At 60.9% G+C, this 19612-nt stretch carries 18 protein-coding genes; 2 read left to right on the plus strand and 16 right to left on the minus strand.

The window, feature by feature from the left end:
- Positions 1 to 643 precede the first annotated feature (643 nt).
- Positions 644 to 3841 (plus strand): ribonuclease E, encoded by a 3198-nt coding sequence (gene rne, locus F6R97_RS08445; RefSeq protein ID WP_048395816.1) that lies wholly within the window; start codon positions 644 to 646, stop codon positions 3839 to 3841.
- A 190-nt stretch (positions 3842 to 4031) separates the two neighbouring features.
- On the opposite strand, the gene F6R97_RS08450 is transcribed toward rne, so the two are convergent.
- The 12 genes from F6R97_RS08450 to F6R97_RS08505 form a co-directional block, all read right to left on the minus strand.
- Positions 4032 to 4625, minus strand: a complete 594-nt coding sequence (locus F6R97_RS08450) for an NTP transferase domain-containing protein (RefSeq protein ID WP_048395814.1) — start codon at positions 4623 to 4625, stop codon at positions 4032 to 4034.
- The gene (locus F6R97_RS08455) at positions 4622 to 5605 is read right to left on the minus strand and encodes an XdhC family protein (protein WP_038982084.1); all 984 of its coding nucleotides are present in this window, start codon (positions 5603 to 5605) and stop codon (positions 4622 to 4624) included. Before F6R97_RS08455 ends, F6R97_RS08450 begins: the two co-directional genes overlap by 4 nt.
- Complete coding sequence (locus tag F6R97_RS08460) at positions 5605 to 7944, minus strand: xanthine dehydrogenase family protein molybdopterin-binding subunit (protein ID WP_315866392.1); 2340 nt, start codon at positions 7942 to 7944, stop codon at positions 5605 to 5607. Before F6R97_RS08460 ends, F6R97_RS08455 begins: the two co-directional genes overlap by 1 nt.
- On the minus strand, positions 7941 to 8411 hold the full coding sequence (locus tag F6R97_RS08465) for a (2Fe-2S)-binding protein (protein WP_048395810.1): 471 nt from the start codon (positions 8409 to 8411) through the stop codon (positions 7941 to 7943). The genes F6R97_RS08460 and F6R97_RS08465 overlap by 4 nt, the downstream gene beginning before the upstream one ends.
- Before the next feature lie 236 nt (positions 8412 to 8647).
- Complete coding sequence (murB, locus tag F6R97_RS08470; RefSeq protein WP_315866393.1) at positions 8648 to 9667, minus strand: UDP-N-acetylmuramate dehydrogenase; 1020 nt, start codon at positions 9665 to 9667, stop codon at positions 8648 to 8650.
- Entirely contained in the window at positions 9664 to 10128 is a 465-nt protein-coding gene (locus F6R97_RS08475; protein ID WP_315866394.1) for a low molecular weight protein-tyrosine-phosphatase, read from the minus strand. The genes murB and F6R97_RS08475 overlap by 4 nt, the downstream gene beginning before the upstream one ends.
- Positions 10128 to 10892: a 3-deoxy-manno-octulosonate cytidylyltransferase gene (gene kdsB / locus F6R97_RS08480; RefSeq protein WP_253416268.1), complete on the minus strand. Its 765-nt coding sequence runs from the start codon at positions 10890 to 10892 to the stop codon at positions 10128 to 10130. The genes F6R97_RS08475 and kdsB overlap by 1 nt, the downstream gene beginning before the upstream one ends.
- A complete protein-coding gene (locus F6R97_RS08485; RefSeq protein WP_003174668.1) occupies positions 10889 to 11074 on the minus strand; it encodes a Trm112 family protein in 186 nt (61 codons plus the stop codon). The genes kdsB and F6R97_RS08485 overlap by 4 nt, the downstream gene beginning before the upstream one ends.
- 25 nt (positions 11075 to 11099) lie before the next feature.
- The gene (lpxK, locus tag F6R97_RS08490; protein WP_315866395.1) at positions 11100 to 12110 is read right to left on the minus strand and encodes a tetraacyldisaccharide 4'-kinase; all 1011 of its coding nucleotides are present in this window, start codon (positions 12108 to 12110) and stop codon (positions 11100 to 11102) included.
- Positions 12110 to 12538, minus strand: coding sequence for an ExbD/TolR family protein (locus F6R97_RS08495; RefSeq protein WP_007904055.1), 429 nt, complete (start codon positions 12536 to 12538; stop codon positions 12110 to 12112). Before F6R97_RS08495 ends, lpxK begins: the two co-directional genes overlap by 1 nt.
- Positions 12535 to 13170, minus strand: coding sequence for a MotA/TolQ/ExbB proton channel family protein (locus F6R97_RS08500; RefSeq protein ID WP_315866396.1), 636 nt, complete (start codon positions 13168 to 13170; stop codon positions 12535 to 12537). The genes F6R97_RS08495 and F6R97_RS08500 overlap by 4 nt, the downstream gene beginning before the upstream one ends.
- A gap of 96 nt (positions 13171 to 13266) precedes the next feature.
- On the minus strand, positions 13267 to 15501 hold the full coding sequence (locus F6R97_RS08505; protein WP_315866397.1) for a DNA internalization-related competence protein ComEC/Rec2: 2235 nt from the start codon (positions 15499 to 15501) through the stop codon (positions 13267 to 13269).
- 136 nt (positions 15502 to 15637) lie between these two features.
- Here F6R97_RS08505 and F6R97_RS08510 point away from each other — a divergent pair, with 136 nt between their 5' ends.
- The gene (locus F6R97_RS08510) at positions 15638 to 16153 is read left to right on the plus strand and encodes a DUF2062 domain-containing protein (RefSeq protein WP_038982076.1); all 516 of its coding nucleotides are present in this window, start codon (positions 15638 to 15640) and stop codon (positions 16151 to 16153) included.
- A 172-nt stretch (positions 16154 to 16325) separates the two neighbouring features.
- Here F6R97_RS08510 and F6R97_RS08515 read toward each other — a convergent pair whose 3' ends face one another.
- From F6R97_RS08515 to F6R97_RS08530, 4 genes are all read right to left on the minus strand, one after another.
- Positions 16326 to 17105 carry an ABC transporter permease gene (locus F6R97_RS08515; RefSeq protein ID WP_315866398.1) on the minus strand — a complete coding sequence of 260 codons (780 nt, stop codon included), beginning with the start codon at positions 17103 to 17105 and terminating at the stop codon, positions 16326 to 16328.
- Positions 17102 to 18034 carry an ABC transporter ATP-binding protein gene (locus tag F6R97_RS08520; RefSeq protein ID WP_038982074.1) on the minus strand — a complete coding sequence of 311 codons (933 nt, stop codon included), beginning with the start codon at positions 18032 to 18034 and terminating at the stop codon, positions 17102 to 17104. Before F6R97_RS08520 ends, F6R97_RS08515 begins: the two co-directional genes overlap by 4 nt.
- Positions 18035 to 18167: 133 nt before the next feature.
- Positions 18168 to 18791 (minus strand): glutathione S-transferase, encoded by a 624-nt coding sequence (locus F6R97_RS08525; RefSeq protein ID WP_315866399.1) that lies wholly within the window; start codon positions 18789 to 18791, stop codon positions 18168 to 18170.
- A 42-nt stretch (positions 18792 to 18833) separates the two neighbouring features.
- Positions 18834 to 19493, minus strand: a complete 660-nt coding sequence (locus tag F6R97_RS08530) for a transglutaminase family protein (protein WP_315866400.1) — start codon at positions 19491 to 19493, stop codon at positions 18834 to 18836.
- Positions 19494 to 19612 lie beyond the last annotated feature (119 nt).

A 19612-nucleotide genomic window follows, 5' to 3' on the forward strand; every position in this document is an offset into this window, starting at 1 on the left:
TCGCGAACGCCGCCAAAAGCGGCCTGGACAGCGGAACCACGGTCAAAAACCGGCCCTGACCAACGCAATTCACCAGGACGCGAGGCCGTCCTACGGGGCTTTCGCTACGTAACGGTGGAGTTTGCAGTTGTAACGAGCGCAGGTGACATAAGGCCTGAATCATGCCGCAAAGCAGAGTTTTCACTCGCCTTCCGAGCAAATATTCACGGCCAGTTCACAAAGTGCAGTCAGCTGCGAACGACCCCGAGCGAACGCTTCGGAAACACCGCCTAAATTAGCCATGATGCGTGACCTCCCCTTTCGGAGCTCACGGTAAATGCCAACCCGCTGCGGATTCTGCGCGCGGCAGCACCCGAATTATCAGGGATACGTGTAGGGTGGAGATGCACAACCGCTGGACTGTGTAGCAATAGGCTTTATCAAGACGCTTCATCTCGTCCACAGCCGCCGGTTGATTCCTCCTCCTGACTGAGTGCTTAAGTAGCCACAGCAAGCAGGACGCGTACGTCGCGACACCGGCCCAATTGGCCGGGGTTCGCTAGACACTGGAGTGGCCAACCACTCCTGACGCACCTGACACCGACCATGAGAAGTCGTGTGTGCCGAACGCCGTTTCCGGCAGCCCGGAAACCGACGGTACTACATGAAAAGAATGCTGATTAACGCAACTCAACCCGAAGAGTTGCGTGTTGCACTGGTAGATGGCCAGCGCCTCTACGACCTGGACATTGAATCCGGTGCACGCGAGCAGAAGAAGGCCAACATCTATAAAGGCCGGATTACTCGCATCGAACCAAGCCTTGAGGCTGCCTTTGTCGATTTCGGCTCTGAGCGCCACGGCTTCCTGCCCCTCAAAGAAATCTCCCGCGAATACTTCAAGAAAGCCCCTGAAGGCCGCGTCAACATCAAGGACGTCCTGAGCGAAGGCCAGGAAGTCATCGTTCAGGTCGAAAAAGAAGAACGTGGCAACAAGGGCGCCGCCCTGACCACTTTCATCAGCCTGGCCGGTCGTTACCTGGTGCTGATGCCGAACAACCCGCGTGCCGGCGGTATCTCCCGTCGCATCGAAGGTGAAGAGCGCAACGAACTGCGTGAAGCCCTGAACGGTCTGGTTGCCCCGGCCGACATGGGCCTGATCGTTCGCACTGCCGGCCTTGGCCGCAGCAGCGAAGAAATGCAGTGGGACCTCGATTACCTGCTGCAACTCTGGACCGCCATCAAAGAAGCTTCGCTGGATCGTTCCGCGCCGTTCCTGATCTACCAGGAAAGCAACGTGATCATCCGCGCCATCCGCGATTACCTGCGCCAGGACATCGGCGAAGTGCTGATCGACAGCGTTGAAGCCCAGGACGAAGCCCTGACCTTCATTCGTCAGGTGATGCCGCAGTACGCCAGCAAAATCAAGCTGTACGAAGACAGCGTTCCGCTGTTCAACCGTTTCCAGATCGAAAGCCAGATCGAAACCGCCTTCCAGCGCGTTGTCGAACTGCCTTCCGGCGGCTCCATCGTTATCGATCCGACCGAAGCCCTGGTGTCCATCGACATCAACTCGGCGCGCGCCACCAAAGGCAGCGACATCGAAGAAACCGCACTGCAGACCAACCTTGAAGCCGCCGAAGAAATCGCCCGTCAGTTGCGCCTGCGCGACATCGGCGGCCTGATCGTCATCGACTTCATCGACATGACCCCTGCCAAGAACCAGCGCGCCGTGGAAGAAAAAGTCCGCGAATGCCTGGAAGCCGACCGCGCTCGCGTGCAAGTCGGTCGCATCTCGCGCTTCGGCCTGCTGGAAATGTCCCGTCAGCGCCTGCGTCCATCCCTGGGCGAAAGCAGCGGTATCGTCTGCCCGCGTTGCAACGGCACCGGTATCATCCGTGACGTTGAATCGCTGTCGCTGGCGATCCTGCGCCTGATCGAAGAAGAAGCCCTGAAAGACCGCACCGCCGAAGTTCGCGCACAAGTGCCGATTCCGGTTGCAGCTTTCCTGCTCAACGAAAAACGCAACTCGATCACCAAGATCGAACTGCGCACCCGTGCCCGCATCGTCATTCTGCCGAACGATCACCTCGAAACGCCGCACTTCGAAGTTCAGCGTCTGCGTGATGACAGCCCGGAAGCCAGCATCAACCAGTCCAGCTACGAAATCGCCGCTGCCGCTGCCGAAGTCGAAGAAGTCCAGCCAGCCGCCGCGACCCGCACCCTGGTTCGCCAGGAAGCCGCGGTCAAGACCGCTCCGGCCCGCGCCAACGCTCCGGTTCCGACCGAAGTCGCCGCTGCTCCGGTGGCTGCACCAGCTGCCGTAGCCCCAGAGCCAAGCCTGTTCAAAGGCCTGGTGAAGTCGCTGGTCAGCCTGTTCGCCACCAAGGAAGAGCCTGCCGCGCCGGTTGTGGTTGAAAAGCCAGCTACCGAACGTCCTGCTCGCAACGAAGAGCGCCGTAACGGCCGCCAGCAGAGCCGCAACCGTAACGGTCGCCGCGATGAAGAGCGCAAGCCTCGTGAGGAACGTGCACCGCGTGAAGAACGCGCACCACGTGAGCCACGCGAAGCCCGTGAAGAAGCTCCAGCAGTCGCCCTGGAACGCGCTCCACGTGAAGAGCGCGCACCACGCGCCCCTCGTGAAGAACGTGCACCGCGCGCCCCGCGTGAAGATCGCAAGCCACGTGGCGAGCGTGAAGAACGTCCGGTTCGTGAATTGCGCGAGCCTCTGGATGCCGCTCCGGCTGCCGCTGCCAACGCTGAAGAGCGTCCAGCCCGTCAGCCACGTGAAGAACGCGCTCCACGCCCACCGCGTGAAGAACGTCAGCCACGTACCGAGCAAGCGGCTGCTGCCGTTGCTGAAGAAGAGTTGACCACCAGCGAAGAGCAACTGCAGGAAGACGGTCAGGAAGGCGCCGAGGGCGATCGTCCACGCCGCCGCTCCCGTGGCCAGCGTCGTCGCAGCAACCGTCGTGAGCGTCAACGCGATGCGAACGGCAACGTGATCGAAGGTTCGGAAGAGTCCGAATCGGCTGAAAACGCCGAAGCGCCAAGCGCTGCCGATCTGGCCGCCGGCCTGGCTGTTACCGCAGCCGTTGCCAGCTCCGTGATCAGCGCACCTGCTGAAGCACAAGCCAACGAGCAAGCTGAACGCGCCACTGCCGCCACTCTGGAAACCGCTCCGGTTGAAGCACCAGTGGTTGAAGCGACCACCCCGGTAGAAGTCACTGCCGCTCCGGAAATCGAAGTGGCACCGGTTCGTGAAGTACAGCCTGAAGTTGAAGCTGCCGCTGAGCCGGCCGTCGTTGCTGAACCAGTGGCTGCTACCGAGCCTGTGGTTGAAGCGCCGGCTGAACGGGTACGTGAAGTTCGCGAAGAGCAAACCACGTTCAACTGGGTTGCCGAGCCACCTGTAGCGGTCGAAGCTCCAGCGCCAGTCGCTGAAGCCCCGGTTGCTGATGCCATGGTCTCCGAGCCAGTGGTTGCTGCTGCCGAGCCTGCTCCAGCGGTTGTTGAAGCGCCAGTTGTTGCCGAGGAGCCTGCACCGGTGGTTGAAGCCGCCCCTGTCAGCGCTCTGACCCCAAGTGGCCGTGCGCCGAACGACCCGCGTGAAGTACGTCGTCGCAAGCGTGAAGAAGAGCGTCTGCAGAAGGAAGCCGAACTGGCTGCTACTGCTGCTCCGGCTGTTGCCGAGCCAGCACCGGTTGTTGCTGAAGTTGTTGAGGCAGCCCCTGCCCCGGCCGCTGAAGTCGCTGCCGAGCCGGTTGAATCCGTGATCGATGAAGCACCACGCTCCGTTCAGGAAGCGGTAGAGCAACACGAGCAAGCCCAGGAAAAAGAGCACGAGCCTAAACCCCTCGCCTGATTCCATCGGCCACTAAAAAGCCCCGCCTGGTGATCCAGGCGGGGCTTTTTTTATGTCCTTTGTAACGCAGGAAAACCGCGTTACCGTTCATCGCGGGCAAGCCACGCTCCCACAGGTTTTGTGTCGTTCAGGAGAAATTATGCTCGACGCAAAACCTGTGGGAGCGTGGCTTGCCCGCGATGGCGGTGTGTCAGGCAAATACTAATGCATCAGGCACATCCACATCCCACAACACCCCGGGATCCTCCACCGCCACCTCGACTACCCTCGCTTGCGCGAACAGCGACTTGGCGCCGTGATCACCGGTCAACGCCATCAACCCTGGACCAAAGCTTCGCCCAAACCCCACCGGATGCCCATATTGCCTCTCATACACCGGCACGCTGATGGCATCCTCGGCGATATTCGCAACAACCTGTTCAATGCTCGACGGCAGGATAAACGGCATATCCCCCAGGACGATCAGCCAGCCACCGAGTTGCGAGCACGCCGCCACACCCGCCGCAATGCTGTCGCCCAGGCCGGTCGACTCAATCCGCACAATCTCGCAACCATAAGCCTGGGCCATGCGAATCACTTGCGGGCGATCCGCCGTGGTCACCAGCACGCGCTTCTCAAGCGTGGCCGGCAGATTCACCAGCACCTGCTCGATCATCGAATGCACAGTGACGCCGTCACGACCTGTGCAGTCCACCAGCAACTTGTCCTTATCGTCACCCGCTACTTGTCGAAACCGACTGCCCTGCCCCGCGGCCACTACGATAACGCCGATGGGGTCGCTCATACGCCCTCCTGCAACGGCTTCTTCTGTTTCAGTTCGACGCCGTTCTTGATCGCCACAATTTCGGCCAGCAGCGACAAGGCGATTTCCGCCGGTGTATGGCTGCCGATGTGCAAACCGATCGGGCCGTGCAAGCGCTCGATGGCCTGTTGTGACAAGCCTAGCTGAGCCAGGTTGTCCCGGCGCTTCTGGCTGTTGACCCGCGAACCCAGCGCACCGACATAAAACGCCTTGGAGTCCAGGGCCGTGAGCAGCGCCATGTCATCCAGGCGTGGATCGTGAGTCAGCGCGACAATGGCCGTGCGCTCGTCGGTCTGGATGGTCAGCACCGCTTCATCGGGCATGCCCGGGACGAAGCGACCGTGTTGCTCTTCCCAGCCGTAGACGAACTCGGTGCGCGGATCGCAGATCAGCACTTCGAAATCCAGCAGCCGCGCCATCTCGGCGACGTAGCGCGACAGTTGGCCGGCGCCGATCAGCAACAACCGCCAGCGCGGACCATAAATGGCGCGTAAGGTCTGCCCGTCAAACACCAGCGCATCGGTCTTGCTCGCTGGCTGCAAAACCACTTCACCGGTCGCCAGATTCAGCTCACGCGCAACGATTTCATGCGCTTCGCAGCGCGTCAGCAATTCGGCGACCCACGCCGGATCGCCGACGCGTTCCTCGGTCAGGCGCAACGTGCCGCCGCACGGCAAACCAAACCGTGCGGCCTCCTCACGGGTGACGCCATAGGTAATCAACTGCACCGGTGGCCCTTCGGCCGGGATACGGCCATCGTGCAGCCGGGCAATCAGGTCATCCTCGACGCAGCCACCGGACACCGAGCCAATCACCACGCCGTCTTCACGCAAGGCCAGCATGGCGCCAGGTGCCCGGGGCGCGGTGCCCCAGGTCTGGACCACGCTGTACAACATCACCCGCTGACCGGCGAGGCGCCATTGCAGCACGCTGCGCAGGACGTTCAGATCGACGCTGTCCATCAGGCTTGCGCCTTCTGCCAGCCTTGCAGCTGATAACGCACCGGCAGGTTACGGATGCGCTTGCCGGTGGCGGCGAAGATCGCGTTGCACAGCGCTGGCGCAATCGGCGGCACGCCCGGCTCACCGACTCCGCCCAACGGCACATCGCCCGGTGGCGTAACCAGGTGCACGGCGACTTCTTTCGGTGCCAGAGACATGCGCGCCACCTCGTACATGTGGAAATTGTCCTGCTGAACCTTGCCGTCCTTGAAACTGATTTCCCCCAGCACCGCGTTGCCCAGGCCCATGACGCAGGCGCCTTCGAACTGCGAGCGAATCCGTTCGGGGTTGATCTGCGGGCCGCAATCCACGGCGATGTCGGCCTTGTGTACGATCAGCGTGCCATCGTCTTTGACTTCCACCTCGATCACCGCCGCCACATAAGTGACAAAACTATAGTGCACCGCCAGGCCCAAGCCTCGACCCTTGGGCAACTCACGCCCCCAACCGGCCGCTTTGGCGGCGGTTTCCAGCACGGTGCGCATCCGTGCAGTGTCGATTGGATAACGCTCGGGGGATTCACCGTAGTTCCACTCTTCACTCAAAGTGCGCGGATCGATCTGACGGTCCGGGCCGAGCAGTTTGATCTGGTACTTGAGCGGATCCTGGCCAGCCTTGTGGGCCAGTTCATCGACAAAACTCTGGATCGCAAAGCCGTGGGGAATGTTCGATACCGAGCGATACCAGCCGACCCGGGTATGGACCGTCGCTTCAGGGTTTTCCAGGCGCACATTGGGGATCGCGTAAGCCATGTTGGTAAAGCCCATGCCCAACTCGAAAGCCGCCTCATGGTTCATCCCCGGCGCGAACAGCGCGGTGATACTCGGCGCCACCGTGCGGTGCAGCCAGCCGGACGGCAGACCGTCCTTGTTCAGGCTGGCCTTCAGGTATTCGGCCGACACGGTGTGGAAATAGGAATTGTGGATGTCGTCTTCACGGGTCCATTGCACCCGTACGGTTTTACCCGGGAATTCCTTGGCCAGGATCGCCGCTTCGATGATGAAGTCCGGCTTGGATTTGCGACCGAAACCGCCGCCGAGCAAGGTGACGTTGAACGTGACGTTATCGAATGGGATGCCGAGGCGCTCGCCAATCCGTTCGCGGCTGACTTGCGGAGCCTGGCTTGGGGCCCAGGCTTCGCACACGCCATCCTTGAAACGGGCGATGGCGACCATCGGCTCCATTGGCGATTGTGCCAGATGGGGCAGGTAGTAAGAGGCTTCGAGAGTGCTGTCGGCGCCGCTCATGGCCTGGTCGATGCTGCCGGTATTGCGCACCACTTTGCCGGGTTTTAGGGACGCGGCTTCGAGCTCCTTGCGGTAGGCGATCGAGTCGTAACTGGCGTTGGGGCCGTCGTCCCATTCGATTTTCAGCGCCTCGCGGCCCTTGATCGCCGCCCAGGTATTGCTGGCCACCACAGCCACACCGCCCAGAGGCTGAAACTCGGACGGCAATGGACGGCTTTCGATTTGCAGAACCTTGATTACGCCCGGGACTTTCATCGCGGCGCTGGCATCGAAGGATTTGACCTTGCCACCGTAGACCGCTGGACGCGCGATGGTGGCGAAGAGCATGCCGTCGAAATGCACATCGGCGCCGTACACCGCGCGACCATTGACGATGTCCGCACCGTCGATAGCCTTGGTGCCTTCCTTGCCTATATAACGAAACTCCGATGGCTGCTTGAGCCGCAGGCTGTCGCGGGCCGGCACCGCCAGTGCACCGGCAGCAGCGGCCAACGCGCCGTAGCCCAGTTCACGAGCGGTCGGTTGGTGAATGACTTTATGCAGTTGCGCACGGCACTCGCTGACCGGCACTTTCCACTGCGCCGCGGCGGCTTGCTCAAGCATGGTCCGCGCGGCAGCACCGCAACGGCGCATCGGCTCGTACCAGTGACGCATGCTGCGCGAACCGTCGGTGTCCTGGTTGCCGAAACGCACTTCGTCGCCCGGTGCCTGTTGCACTTTGACCAGCGCCCAGTCGGCGTCCAGTTCATCGGCCACCACCATGGTCAGGCTGGTGCGTACGCCCTGGCCCATTTCCGAACGGTTGCAAACCACAGTCACGCTGCCATCGGCGGCGATGCTGACGTAAACCTTAGGATCATCGATCCAGCCATTGGGCATGCCGTCAGCGCCGAACTTCTTGTCTTTCTCGGCGGCAAGCGCATCCTGCCAGCCCCAGCTTGCCGCCAGAACCAGCGCACTGGTGGCGCCCACGCCTTTGAGGAAACCACGGCGGCTGAGGTTGCTCAGATTGCTCAGATTGCTCAGCGCAAAATCATTCGGTAGCTGGCTCATGCCTTGGCCTCCTTCAGGTGGGTGGATGCCTGGCGGATGGCGGTCTTGATCCGGTTGTAGGTGCCACAACGGCAAATGTTACCGACCATCGCCTCTTCAATCTGCTCGTCGCTGGGGTTCGGATTGGTTTTCAGCAATGCCGTGGCCGACATGATCTGCCCGCCCTGGCAGTAACCGCACTGAGCCACGGCGCTGTCGAGCCAGGCTTGCTGGACGACTTTGCCAACCGGGTCGGCGTGCAGGTTATCGATGGTGGTGACGTTCTGGCCGATTACCGAGCCGATCGGCGTGATGCAACTGCGCGCAGGCGCGCCGTCGATATGAATGGTGCAGGCGCCACACAGGCCCATGCCGCAGCCAAATTTGGTGCCGTTGTAACCGGCCACGTCACGGATCGCCCAGAGCAGCGGCATGTCCTCGGTGACATCGAGTTGATGATCTTGACCATTGAGTTTCAGGGTAATCATGGGCACGCCCGCATAGTTATAAAGGTTATGGGGTCGAGCAATCTGCCGCGTGGGTTCCTTCACGCAGATCGACTCAGGCTAATGGGCTCTCTTATGCGGACGGCGACGTCTGCACCGGGCCTTTGGTGGAGCAAATGCTTGCATCGTTAGGCAGCTAAGTTAACCCAGCATTAACAAAAAAGCCCTGCACATTTGAAGATGTGCAGGGCTTTGGAATCAGCCGTGAAAGCGTAGCCTCAATACCGATTGGGCTCCATTTCCAGGTCGACGTGGAAACGTTCTGAAATGTCTTTTTGAATGCGTTGCGCCAGGTTCAGCAATTGCAGGCCCGTTGCGGTGCCGTAGTTGACCAGCACCAGCGCCTGTAATTTATGCACACCGGCATCACCGTCGCGAAAGCCTTTCCAGCCGGCCCGTTCGATCAGCCAGCCCGCCGCCAGTTTCATTTGCCCGTCAGGTTGCGCGTAGGCCACCAGCTCCGGGTATTGCTCCTTGAGTTGCGCTACCAATGTCGCCGGCACCAAGGGGTTCTTGAAGAAACTGCCGGCATTGCCGAGCACCGCAGGGTCCGGGAGTTTTTCGTTGCGAATGCTGCAAATGGCCTGACTGACATCGGTAGGCGTCGGGTGATCGATGCCCAGCAATGTCAGGCGCTGGCGAACCGGCCCGTATTCCAGGTGCAGGTGCGCGGTGCGCGTGAGGGTGAAACGCACTCGCAGGATCAACCAGCGCCCCGGCTCCTGTTTGAACAGGCTGTCGCGGTAGGCGAAGTTGCACTCGGCCAGCGTGAAGTCCCGCAGCTCGCCGGTCTGGCGATCGAGGGCCGTCAGGCCGGCAAACACGTCTTTTATCTCGACACCATAAGCGCCGATGTTCTGCATCGGTGCCGCGCCCACAGTGCCGGGAATCAGGCTGAGATTCTCCAGCCCCGACAACCCTTGCGCCAAGGTGTGTTGCACAAACGGATGCCACGGCTCGCCCGCCTCGGCCTCGATCACCACCTGGTTGCCATCATCGCTCAGTACACGAATCCCCCGCGTGGCCATGCGCAGCACCAGTGCCTGGACATCAGCGGTCAGCAGCAAATTGCTGCCGCCGCCGATCACCAGCACGGGCACATTATGTTCCACCCCATAGGCCAGGGCTTCGCGCACGTCGGCATCGCTATGGGCTTCGGCAAACAGCCGGGCCTGAACATCCACGCCAAAGCTGTTGAACGGCTTGAGCGACACCAGCGGATGTACCTGCAAACTCATAACCGTCCCTTCAATTCGATCACCAGCAGATCGCTGGCGCGCTCGATCAGGTCCAGGACCTGTTCGAAACCCTGGTCGCTGTCGTGATAAGGATCCGGCACTTCATCGATTTCCGACTGGAAGCGACGCAGGAACAGGTCCAACTCGGCCTTGCCCTTGGCTGGTTGCAGAGCCTTGAGGTGGCGCAGGTTGCTGTTGTCCATCGCCAGAATCAGGTCGTAGGTGGCGAAATCGGCGCGGCTGACCTGCTGAGCGCGCTGGGCGGACAGGTCGTAGCCGCGCAGTTTCGCCGCGACCTGGCTGCGCTTGTCCGGGGGCTTGCCGACGTGCCAGTCACCGGTGCCGGCAGAAGCCACTTCGACTTGATCGGCCAGCCCGGCCTCACGCAGTTTGTGCCGCAACACGCCTTCGGCCGTGGGGGAACGGCAGATGTTGCCCAGGCAGACGAACAGAACCCGCATCAGGCCTCCAGCAAGCGACGAACGCGCTCGAGGTCTTCAATGGTATCGACGCCGGTAGGCGGGGCGATCAGCGCGTCGGCGACGTGAATCCGCACGCCGTGCCAGAGCGCCCGCAGTTGCTCCAGAGACTCGGTGTTTTCCAGCCAGCACGGGCCCCAAGTGACGAAGTCCTGCAGGAAACCGGCGCGATAGGCATAAATGCCGATGTGGCGGCGATACGGCACACCTTCCGGCAATTGCTCGCGGCTCTTGGCGAACGCGTCGCGAGCCCACGGCAAGGTGGCACGACTGAACGTCAGCGCCAGGCCATTGAGGTCGCTGACTACCTTGACCACGTTGGGGTTGAACAGGGTTTCCACGTCTTCGATCGGCTCGGCCAGGGTGGCCATGCGCGCTTCGGTGTGGGCAGCCAGGTTGGCGGCGACCTGATCGATCACGCTCGGCGGAATCAACGGCTCGTCGCCCTGAACGTTAACCACGATGGCGTCCGGGGCCAGACCCAGTTTCGCCGCGACTTCGGCCAGACGGTCAGTGCCGGAATTGTGGTCTTCGCGCGTCAGCACCACTTCGGCACCAAAGCCTTTGCAGGCTTCGACAATGCGCGCATCGTCAGTGGCAACGACCACTCGCTGGGCACTGCTTTTGCTCGCCTGTTCCCAAACGTGCTGGATCATCGGCTTGCCGGCGATCAGCAGCAGGGGTTTGCCCGGCAGACGGGTGGAGGCATAGCGCGATGGAATGACAACGGTAAAGGCTGTGGTCATTTATCCAGACGCTCGTCGGTGGTCAGGGTGCGCGCTTCACTTTCGAGCATCACCGGGATGCCGTCGCGAATCGGGTATGCGAGGCCAGCGCCCTTGCTGATCAGCTCGGTTTTGTCGGCGCTGAGCTTGAGCGGACCTTTGCAGATCGGGCAAGCGAGGATATCGAGCAATTTGGTGTCCATGAACATTCCCTGGATAGAAACGGAGTTAAGGCAAAAGACGAGCCGACAACAGGCGTATCAGCTGCGTATCGAACCAGGCCACGAAGGCCGGCGATGGCGCAGCATCGACCGCCAGGTACCACCAATCGGCGGCGGCGAAGGCACGGCACTTCACCGCGTCTTTTTCCGTCATCACCACGGGCAATGACGGTGTGAAATTCAAGGCCTGCACGCTGTACTCGGCGTGGTCGGCAAATGCATGCGGCACTGGCCGCCAGTGTAGCGTTTCGAGGGTCGTGAAGAAACGCTGGGGATTGCCGATCCCGGCCACGGCGTGAATGGCCTGGCCTGCGGAAAAGTGGTCGAGAGGCCGGCGTTCGCCGCTTTGCAGATTGACCAGCGCGGTGGGTTGCAGCTGAAAGGCAAAACCGTCGATGCGGTCGGCCGCGGCGCCGTTATAAAGCACCGCATCGACGCTTTGCAGGCGCTCGATCGGTTCGCGCAACGGCCCGGCTGGCAGGCAACGCTGGTTGCCCAGACCCCGGGCGGCATCGATCAGCACCAGTTCCAGGTGCCGGGCCAGCCGGTAATGCTGCATGCCGTCGTCGGAGAGGATCAGGTCCAGCGGCTCGCTCGCCAGCAAAGCTTTGACCGCGCGGCTGCGGTCCGGGTCGATCATCAGCGGCACGCCGGTGCGCTGGACGATCAACAACGGTTCATCGCCCGCCACGTCCGCGCCTTGATCCGCCTTGACCCGCCACGGCAATTGCGGCGGTTTGGCGCCGTAACCACGACTGACCACACCGACCCGCAGCCCGCTACGCTGGCAATGCTCGATCATCCACAGAATCAGCGGCGTCTTGCCGGTACCGCCCACTGTGATGTTGCCGACCACGATCAGCGGCACCGGCGGCTGATAGATCTCGCCCTCGCCCGCCAAAAAGCGCTTGCGCTTGCCGGTAACCACGCGCCGATACAGCCATTCCAGAGGCTGCAACAGCTTCAACGCCGGATGGCCTTCGTACCACGCAGCGAGCAATCGATCGGACATGGCCATCAGGACGCCGGCGCCGCCTCGACTGTGGTCATGCGCAAGTGACTGAAACCGAGCTTGCCAGCAGCGTCCATCGCGGTGATGACGGACTGATGAGGCGTCTTGCCATCAGCGCTGATGGACAGCGGCAGGTTGGTATCGCCATTGGATTCTTTCTGCAGCGCTTCCATCAGGCTGGTCAGGTCGTTCTTCGGTAACAACTGGTTGTTTACGGAGAACACACCTTCGGCGCTGATGGCGATGTCCAGTTGCTTGGCCTGCTGGTCCTCGGCCGGGGAACCGCTGACCGCTTCCGGCAAGTCGACGCGCAACTGGGTTTCACGGGTGAAGGTGGTGGTCACAACGAAAAACAGCAGCAGGATAAACACCACGTCGATCAACGACGCGAGGTTGATGTCTATCGTTTCCCGTGGTTTACGACGGAATTTCACGCTTTGCCCTCAGCCAGATCCACGTCGCGGTCACCCTGCACTACCTCGACCAGCTTGATCGCTTCCTGCTCCATGCCCACCACCAGCTCATCGATGCGGCGTTGCAGGAAACGGTGGAAGAACACGGCCGGAATGCCGACCATCAGGCCTGCGGCGGTGGTGATCAGCGCTTTGGAAATACCACCGGCCAGCACTGAGGCGTTGGTGCCCATGCCCGTGCCCATGAACGCACTGAAAATATCGATCATGCCCAGCACCGTACCCAGCAACCCCAACAACGGGGCCATGGCGGCGATGGTGCCGAGGGCGTTGATGTAGCGTTCGAGTTCATGAATCACCCGCGCAGCGGCCTCTTCGATGCACTCTTTCATGATCTCGCGACCATGCCTGGAGTTCGCCAGACCGGCGGCCAGGATCTCGCCCAACGGAGAGTTGGCGCGCAGTTCCTTGAGTTTTTCTTTATTGAGCTGTTTGTCCTTGATCCAGACCCAGACCTGCCCGAGCAAGTGCTCCGGAGTCACGCGGCTGGCACGCAGGGTCCAGAGACGCTCGGTGACGATCGCCATGGCGGCGATGGAACTCAGAATGATCGGCAGCATCATCCAGCCGCCGGATTTGACCAATTCCCACACAGTGACAGTCCCCTCGAAAAGTGCGCCACTCTAACATAGGGGGTGGACGCACCGAAGACCGCGATGTCGCATCCGGTCGGGCTTCGATAGTTCGGGTTACTGGCTGGAGGGTGGCGGACCGCGCCAGAAGCGCCGTTCTTGAAGCATCGTCCACGGCGGCTTGAAGCGTCCCAGTTGCAGACGAATGGCACCTTGCTCGGCGCTGTCGTAGATCGCCACACCACGTTTTTGATACCGCGCCACGACCGTGGGATGAGGATGACCGAAAGAATTGCCGTTACCACGGGAGATCAATACCGCTTTGGGTTGCAAGGCGCTGAGCAATGCCACCGAAGAAGAACTGCGACTGCCATGGTGCGGAGCCTGCAACCAATCTGTCGGCACCGCCAATGGACCGTCGAGCAGCGCCCGCTCGGCTGCGGCATCGATGTCACCGGTCAGCAGCAACCGCTCGCCGTTGGCCTCGATCTGCAACACGCAGGATTTCTGATTACTGTCGCTGGCAGACGACCACTGCCAGAGTTGAAACTTCACGCCGTCCCAGGCCCATTGCTGACCGCTCTCGCAGCCCTCGGCGTGCAGTTCGTCTGGCAGGGCCAGATGATCGCCACTCAGTATTTGCTTCACCGGTATTCCATTGGCAATTGCTCGCGCACCGCCGGCGTGATCGGCATCGGCATGGCTGATCAGCATCAGATCGATGCCGTTCACACCCAGTTTGCGCAATGATGGCAGCACCACCCGCTCACCCAGATCGATATCGCCGAACCGTGGCCCGGCGTCATACAGCAAGGTGTGATGGCGGGTACGCACCAGGATTGCCAAACCCTGACCGACATCCAGCTGCCAGACCTCGGCCATGCCTTCAGGCAATGTGTGCCGGGGCGCAAAAACCAGTAACAGCAACATCGGCCAGCCCAACGGGCGCAACGGCACGCCTCGTGGCAATAACAGCAGAAAGGCTCCCAACATACCGAGCGCCCATATCCACAACGGGACCGCCACCGGTACCCACGCAGGCAATTGCCCGGCCATCAACGCCAACCCCTTGAACAAAAGATCGATCAGACCACCGGCCAACCACAGCAATCCTTCGCCCACATAAGGAACAGGCAACAACATCGTCCCAAGCAAGGCCGGCGGCAGGACCACCAGACTGACCCAGGGCACCGCCAGCAAATTGGCCAGCGGCCCGCTGAGACTGATCGGCAACCCCAGCGCCAACAGCAGCGGGCAGAGACCGATCGCGATCAGCCATTGAGCGCGAGTCCAGGTTTGCCACCAGCGCCACGGCCCCAATCGCCCGCCAAAGGTGAAAATCAGCACCGCCACCGCCGCAAAGGACAACCAGAAACCCGGTTGCAGGCTCGCCAGCGGGTCCAGCAGCAAAACACCGTCAAGCGCCAGCAACAGCGGCCACCATGCGCCAAGGTGACGAAACCGTAGTCGCCACAACAGCACCAGACCGATCATCAGGCAGGCCCGCCGCACAGGCACCTCGAAGCCGGCCAGCAACCCATAACCGAGCGCCGCCGCGAACGCCATTCCACACGCCCATGGCAGCCACGGCAAGCGCTTGGGCCATAAGCCATAACGCGCCAACCCGGCAATCAGCAGATACACCACGCCCGCCAGCAAACCGATGTGCTGCCCGGAAATCACCAATAGATGCACGGTGCCGGTGTTTTGCAGCACCTGCCAGTCCTCACGACTCAACCCGGCGCCATCCCCTAGCACCAACGCCGTCAGCGCACCCGTTCGTCCTTGAGCATCCACGGCCTGTAAACGCTGACGGATGCCGTCACGCCAGGCCCACTGCGCCTCCCTCAGGCGCTGGCCATCCTTGACGGTTCCGGTGGCGCCGATGTGCCGGGCCAGTAACCAGGCGTCGTAATCGAACGCATGCGGGTTGAGCAACCCGACAGGACGCTTCAATTTGACGGCCAGCCGCCAATGCTCACCGCTATTGACGGGCGGCCCGCCATACCAGGCCAGGCGCAGGTGCCGAGGCAGTCTGGTGCGACGTGATTGACTGTCCGTCAGTTCGAAACGCACTACGCCCTCGGCCTGCTGCGGTAACCCGGTCACACGACCTTCGACCCAGCGAGTCTCGCCATCGAGATTCAGCGCCAGGCGATCATTCAGCGCCCACTGTGCATTCGCACCCGCCCAACTGAAACCGAACAGAAAAAATGCCAAGGGAAAAGTTCGAAACGGCAACAACATCAAACCCACTACCGGCAACAACAGCCACAACCCTGCCGGCGGTAATACCGGTAAAAAACGCAGGGCCAGCAAACCCAACGCCAGCGCCATCATCCCTGTGCGCATATGCCCGTCCTTGAGAGTCCCCGCCCTAGGCTTAGCCGGTTCGCCGCACGTCCGTCGTTATCAATTGTCACAAAGTCTGAATGGGCGGTTCGTAGAATCCAGACATACTTGCCGCCTGAACCGACCGAGAAGCCTTATGCCCCGGCGCTTATTCAAACGTTACATGCCAGACCCGACCAGCATCAGGGAACACAAATCCTTACGCTTTCTCGGCACCCTGCTGCATGACCCGAACCTCTGGCACCTCAATCGCCACTCCGTCGCGCGGGCGATGGCGGTCGGTCTGTTCGCGGCGTTCTTGCCGATTCCATTGCAAATGCTGGTGGCGGCGTTCCTGGCCATCATCGCGCGCGGCAACATGCCAATTGCCGTCAGCCTGGTCTGGCTGACCAACCCGATCACAATGCCGGCGGTGTTCTTCTGCACTTACCAGACCGGTGCCTGGCTGATGGACGTCCCCGCCCGCAGCCTGCCGGATGCGCTGACGTGGGAATGGATCAGCGGCGAAATTTCGACGCTGTGGCAACCGTTTTTGCTTGGCTCGGTGGTCACGGGGTTGGTGCTGGGTGCCCTCGCCTATTGCCTGGTGATGATGTATTGGCGCTGGTGGGTGAGTCGGCAGTGGAAGCGGCGTAAGAAAAGTCGAATGTGAGAATGTAAAACGGCCTCCGCTTGGGAGGCCGTTTCTTTTTGTGGTGTTTGTGCTGACGCCTTCGCGAGCAAGCCCGCTCCCACATTAATTCGCGGGCGTTCACAAATAATGTGTTCGCAGCAGATCCAGTGTGGGAGCGGGCTTGCTCGCGAAGCAGGCGACTCGGTCTTCCTTAGGTACGCATCCCACGCCCACTCACCAGCAACCGCGCACAACCGATATACAGCACAACGGTCGCTATCACCATGAAGGTGATCGCCACGCTGATCCTGATATCCGACACACCGAGGATGCCGTAACGGAAGGCGTTGACCATGTGCAGCACCGGGTTGGCCAGTGACACGGTCTGCCAGAACGGTGGCAGCAAGCTGATCGAGTAGAACACCCCGCCCAGATACGTCAGCGGCGTCAGCACGAACGTCGGGATGATCGAGATATCATCGAAATTGCGCGCAAATACCGCGTTGATGAAACCCAGCAGCGAGAAGATCGTCGCCGTCAGCACCACCACCAGAATGGTCACGCCCAGGTGATGCACCTGCAACTCGGTGAAGAACAGCGACAGCAGGGTCACGATGAGCCCGACCATCAAGCCACGCAGCACGCCACCCAGGGTGTAGCCGATCAGAATCGTATGCGGCGATACCGGCGACACCATCAACTCTTCGATCGAGCGCTGGAACTTGCTGCCAAAGAAACTCGACACCACGTTGCCGTAGGAGTTGGTGATCACCGACATCATGATCAGCCCCGGCACGATGTACTCCATATAAGTGAAGCCACCCATGTCGCCGATCTGCCGACCGATCAGGTTACCGAAGATCACGAAGTACAGAACCATGGTGATGGCCGGCGGCAGCAAGGTCTGCGGCCAGATCCGGGTGAAGCGCTTGACCTCGCGGTAGACGATGGTATTGAGGGCAACGAGGTTGGGTTGCAGCTCGGAACTCATACCGCCACCTTCGACAGATTCTTCTCCACCAGGGACACGAACAACTCCTCGAGGCGATTGGTTTTGTTACGCAGGCTCAACACTTCGATGTTCTGCTGCGCCAATTGAGTGAACAGCGCGGTAATGCCCATGGCCTTGTCGACCTGGACTTCCAGGGTATGACTGTCGATCAGTTTGGCCGGGTAACCGAGCAACTGCGGTGCCACTTGCAAGGTGTTCTTCATATCCAGCAGGAAGGTTTCGACATGCAGTTGGCTGAGCAACTGTTTCATGCTGGTGTTCTCGACAATGGTGCCGTGGTCGATGATGCCGATGTTGCGGCACAACTGCTCAGCCTCCTCCAGGTAGTGGGTGGTGAGGATGATGGTGATGCCTTTCTTGTTCAGTTCGGTGAGGAAGGTCCACATCGAACGACGCAATTCGATGTCCACCCCCGCCGTCGGTTCGTCGAGGATCAGCAGGCGCGGTTCGTGAACCAGCGCACGGGCGATCATCAGTCGGCGCTTCATGCCGCCGGACAGGGAGCGCGACGGCACATCGCGCTTGTCCCACAGACCCAGTTGGGTCAGGTACTGCTCGGCGCGTTCCTTGGCGATTTTCGGCGGAATGCCGTAGTAACCGGCCTGGGTCACGACGATGTCGAAGGTTTTTTCGAACTGGTTGAAGTTGAATTCCTGGGGCACCACGCCGATGGAGCGCTTGAGCTGCGCAGGGTTCTTGTCCAGGTCATGACCAAAGATATTCACCGTTCCGCTGGTCTTGTTCACCAGGGTCGAGAGAATGCCGATGGTCGTGGATTTGCCGGCGCCATTGGGGCCGAGCAAGGCGAAAAAGTCACCTTCGGCGACATCCAGATCGATACCACTCAAGGCCTGGAAACCGTTGCCGTAGGTTTTGGTTAGCTGCCGGATGGACAGAGCGGAACTCATATCGGATTTACGCACCAAGAAGGGAAGAAAGGAATAAATAAGGGCGGGCGGCGAGCAATGCAACCGCGGCGCATGAGCGCAATGGTGCTTGTCGCTGCCGCACAAGTACAGTCAAGCGTGTCGATAGTGAGTATTAAGTCAACGCGGTCATGACGGCTTTGCGATACGCCGGACGCTGTTTCAGGCGCTCGTACCAGGCCTGCAAATGAGGCTGCGGCGCACGCTCGATCGGCATCTCGAACCAGGCATAAATGAAACTGCCCAGGGGAATGTCGCCCATACCGATCTCGTCGCCGGACAGGTACGGTTTGGCCGCCAGCGCTTGATCGGCCATCGACAGCAGATCGTCGCACTCCTTGATCGCGGCCTTGATGGCCGGCCAGTCCTGCTGGTCCTGCGGGGTGCGCAACACACCCCAGAACACCGTGCGGAACGGGGCGGCAAAACTTGAGGTGGTCCAGTCCATCCACTTTTCGGCAGAGGCTCGGGCCTGCAGGTCTGTCGGATACCAAGCCGTATCGCTGGCATGACGGGCCATCAGATAACGGACGATGGTGTTGGATTCCCACAGCACAAAACCGTCGTCTTCGATCACCGGCACCCGGCCGTTGGGATTCATCGCACGGTACTCAGGTGTGTCGACCACGCCAAAGGCACCGCCGGCGTCGATGGCTTCATAGGCCAGGCCCAGTTCTTCGGCCGCCCACAACGGCTTCCTGACATTCGACGAATTTTTCCGACCCCAGATCTTCAGCATGACCGCCCCTTTTGGATGAATGCGCAGGCAGCATACGCCGGATCAGGCGCGACTCAAATCGCTCTGCATGTCACCCAGCAGCACCGGCAGCTGCTCGCCGAACAGATGCGGATAGCACTTTTCCAGGTGTTCGAAAAAGAACGCTTCCGGCACATCAGTGAACTGGCCGTGATCGATCAGATACTCCATCCACTGCTCGCCGTCACGGTTAAAGGGATGGAACACACTGTCGTTGACCCCGTCGAACTCCAGCGGCGCGACATTGAACAGTTCACAGAGTTGTTGATTGAACGCTGGGGTGGCTTTGACCCAACGATCGTTCAGATACAACTCGGTGTAGCCGTGCATGGCGAACACATCGCTTTTGAGCAATTCGAGCAGACGTGGCGTCGACAGATGATTGCGTACATCTGCCAGACCGATACGCGCCGGGATCCCGCAATGCCGGGCTGCACCTGCCAGCAACGTGGCTTTGGGCACGCAATAACTCTCCCCTGCCGCCAGCGCATAGCTGCCGCGCAAGGTTTCTGGATCGCGGCTGAAGGTGTAAGGGTTGTAGCGCACGGCCTCGCGCACCGCGTAATAGAGATTGATCGCCTGTTCGAGCGGATCGCGCCCGGCGCCACGATGTTTTTCGGCGAACTCCACCACAGAGGGGTGGTCACTGTCGATGAAGCGGCCGGGGCTCAGACATGCGTGCATGGGAACAATCTCCTGGGGGAAGCCACGAGTCTAGCGACAGCTTCAGCACAGAGATAACGACGTTTCGGCCAAATGTCAGCGTTTGCCGCCCTGTCGACAAAAGCGCTTAACCGTCCCCC

The organism is Pseudomonas sp. JV414 (assembly GCF_032424305.1).
Lineage (GTDB): Bacteria > Pseudomonadota > Gammaproteobacteria > Pseudomonadales > Pseudomonadaceae > Aquipseudomonas > Aquipseudomonas lini.

Coding starts and splice junctions, on each gene's coding strand:
- rne (WP_048395816.1), top strand. CDS start 644: ATGAAAAGAATGCTGATTAACGCAACTCAACCCGAAGAGTTGCGTGTT.
- F6R97_RS08450 (WP_048395814.1), bottom strand. CDS start 4,625: ATGAGCGACCCCATCGGCGTTATCGTAGTGGCCGCGGGGCAGGGCAGT.
- F6R97_RS08455 (WP_038982084.1), bottom strand. CDS start 5,605: ATGGACAGCGTCGATCTGAACGTCCTGCGCAGCGTGCTGCAATGGCGC.
- F6R97_RS08460 (WP_315866392.1), bottom strand. CDS start 7,944: ATGAGCCAGCTACCGAATGATTTTGCGCTGAGCAATCTGAGCAATCTG.
- F6R97_RS08465 (WP_048395810.1), bottom strand. CDS start 8,411: ATGATTACCCTGAAACTCAATGGTCAAGATCATCAACTCGATGTCACC.
- murB (WP_315866393.1), bottom strand. CDS start 9,667: ATGAGTTTGCAGGTACATCCGCTGGTGTCGCTCAAGCCGTTCAACAGC.
- F6R97_RS08475 (WP_315866394.1), bottom strand. CDS start 10,128: ATGCGGGTTCTGTTCGTCTGCCTGGGCAACATCTGCCGTTCCCCCACG.
- kdsB (WP_253416268.1), bottom strand. CDS start 10,892: ATGACCACAGCCTTTACCGTTGTCATTCCATCGCGCTATGCCTCCACC.
- F6R97_RS08485 (WP_003174668.1), bottom strand. CDS start 11,074: ATGGACACCAAATTGCTCGATATCCTCGCTTGCCCGATCTGCAAAGGT.
- lpxK (WP_315866395.1), bottom strand. CDS start 12,110: ATGGCCATGTCCGATCGATTGCTCGCTGCGTGGTACGAAGGCCATCCG.
- F6R97_RS08505 (WP_315866397.1), bottom strand. CDS start 15,501: ATGCGCACAGGGATGATGGCGCTGGCGTTGGGTTTGCTGGCCCTGCGT.
- F6R97_RS08510 (WP_038982076.1), top strand. CDS start 15,638: ATGCCCCGGCGCTTATTCAAACGTTACATGCCAGACCCGACCAGCATC.
- F6R97_RS08515 (WP_315866398.1), bottom strand. CDS start 17,105: ATGAGTTCCGAGCTGCAACCCAACCTCGTTGCCCTCAATACCATCGTC.
- F6R97_RS08520 (WP_038982074.1), bottom strand. CDS start 18,034: ATGAGTTCCGCTCTGTCCATCCGGCAGCTAACCAAAACCTACGGCAAC.
- F6R97_RS08525 (WP_315866399.1), bottom strand. CDS start 18,791: ATGCTGAAGATCTGGGGTCGGAAAAATTCGTCGAATGTCAGGAAGCCG.
- F6R97_RS08530 (WP_315866400.1), bottom strand. CDS start 19,493: ATGCACGCATGTCTGAGCCCCGGCCGCTTCATCGACAGTGACCACCCC.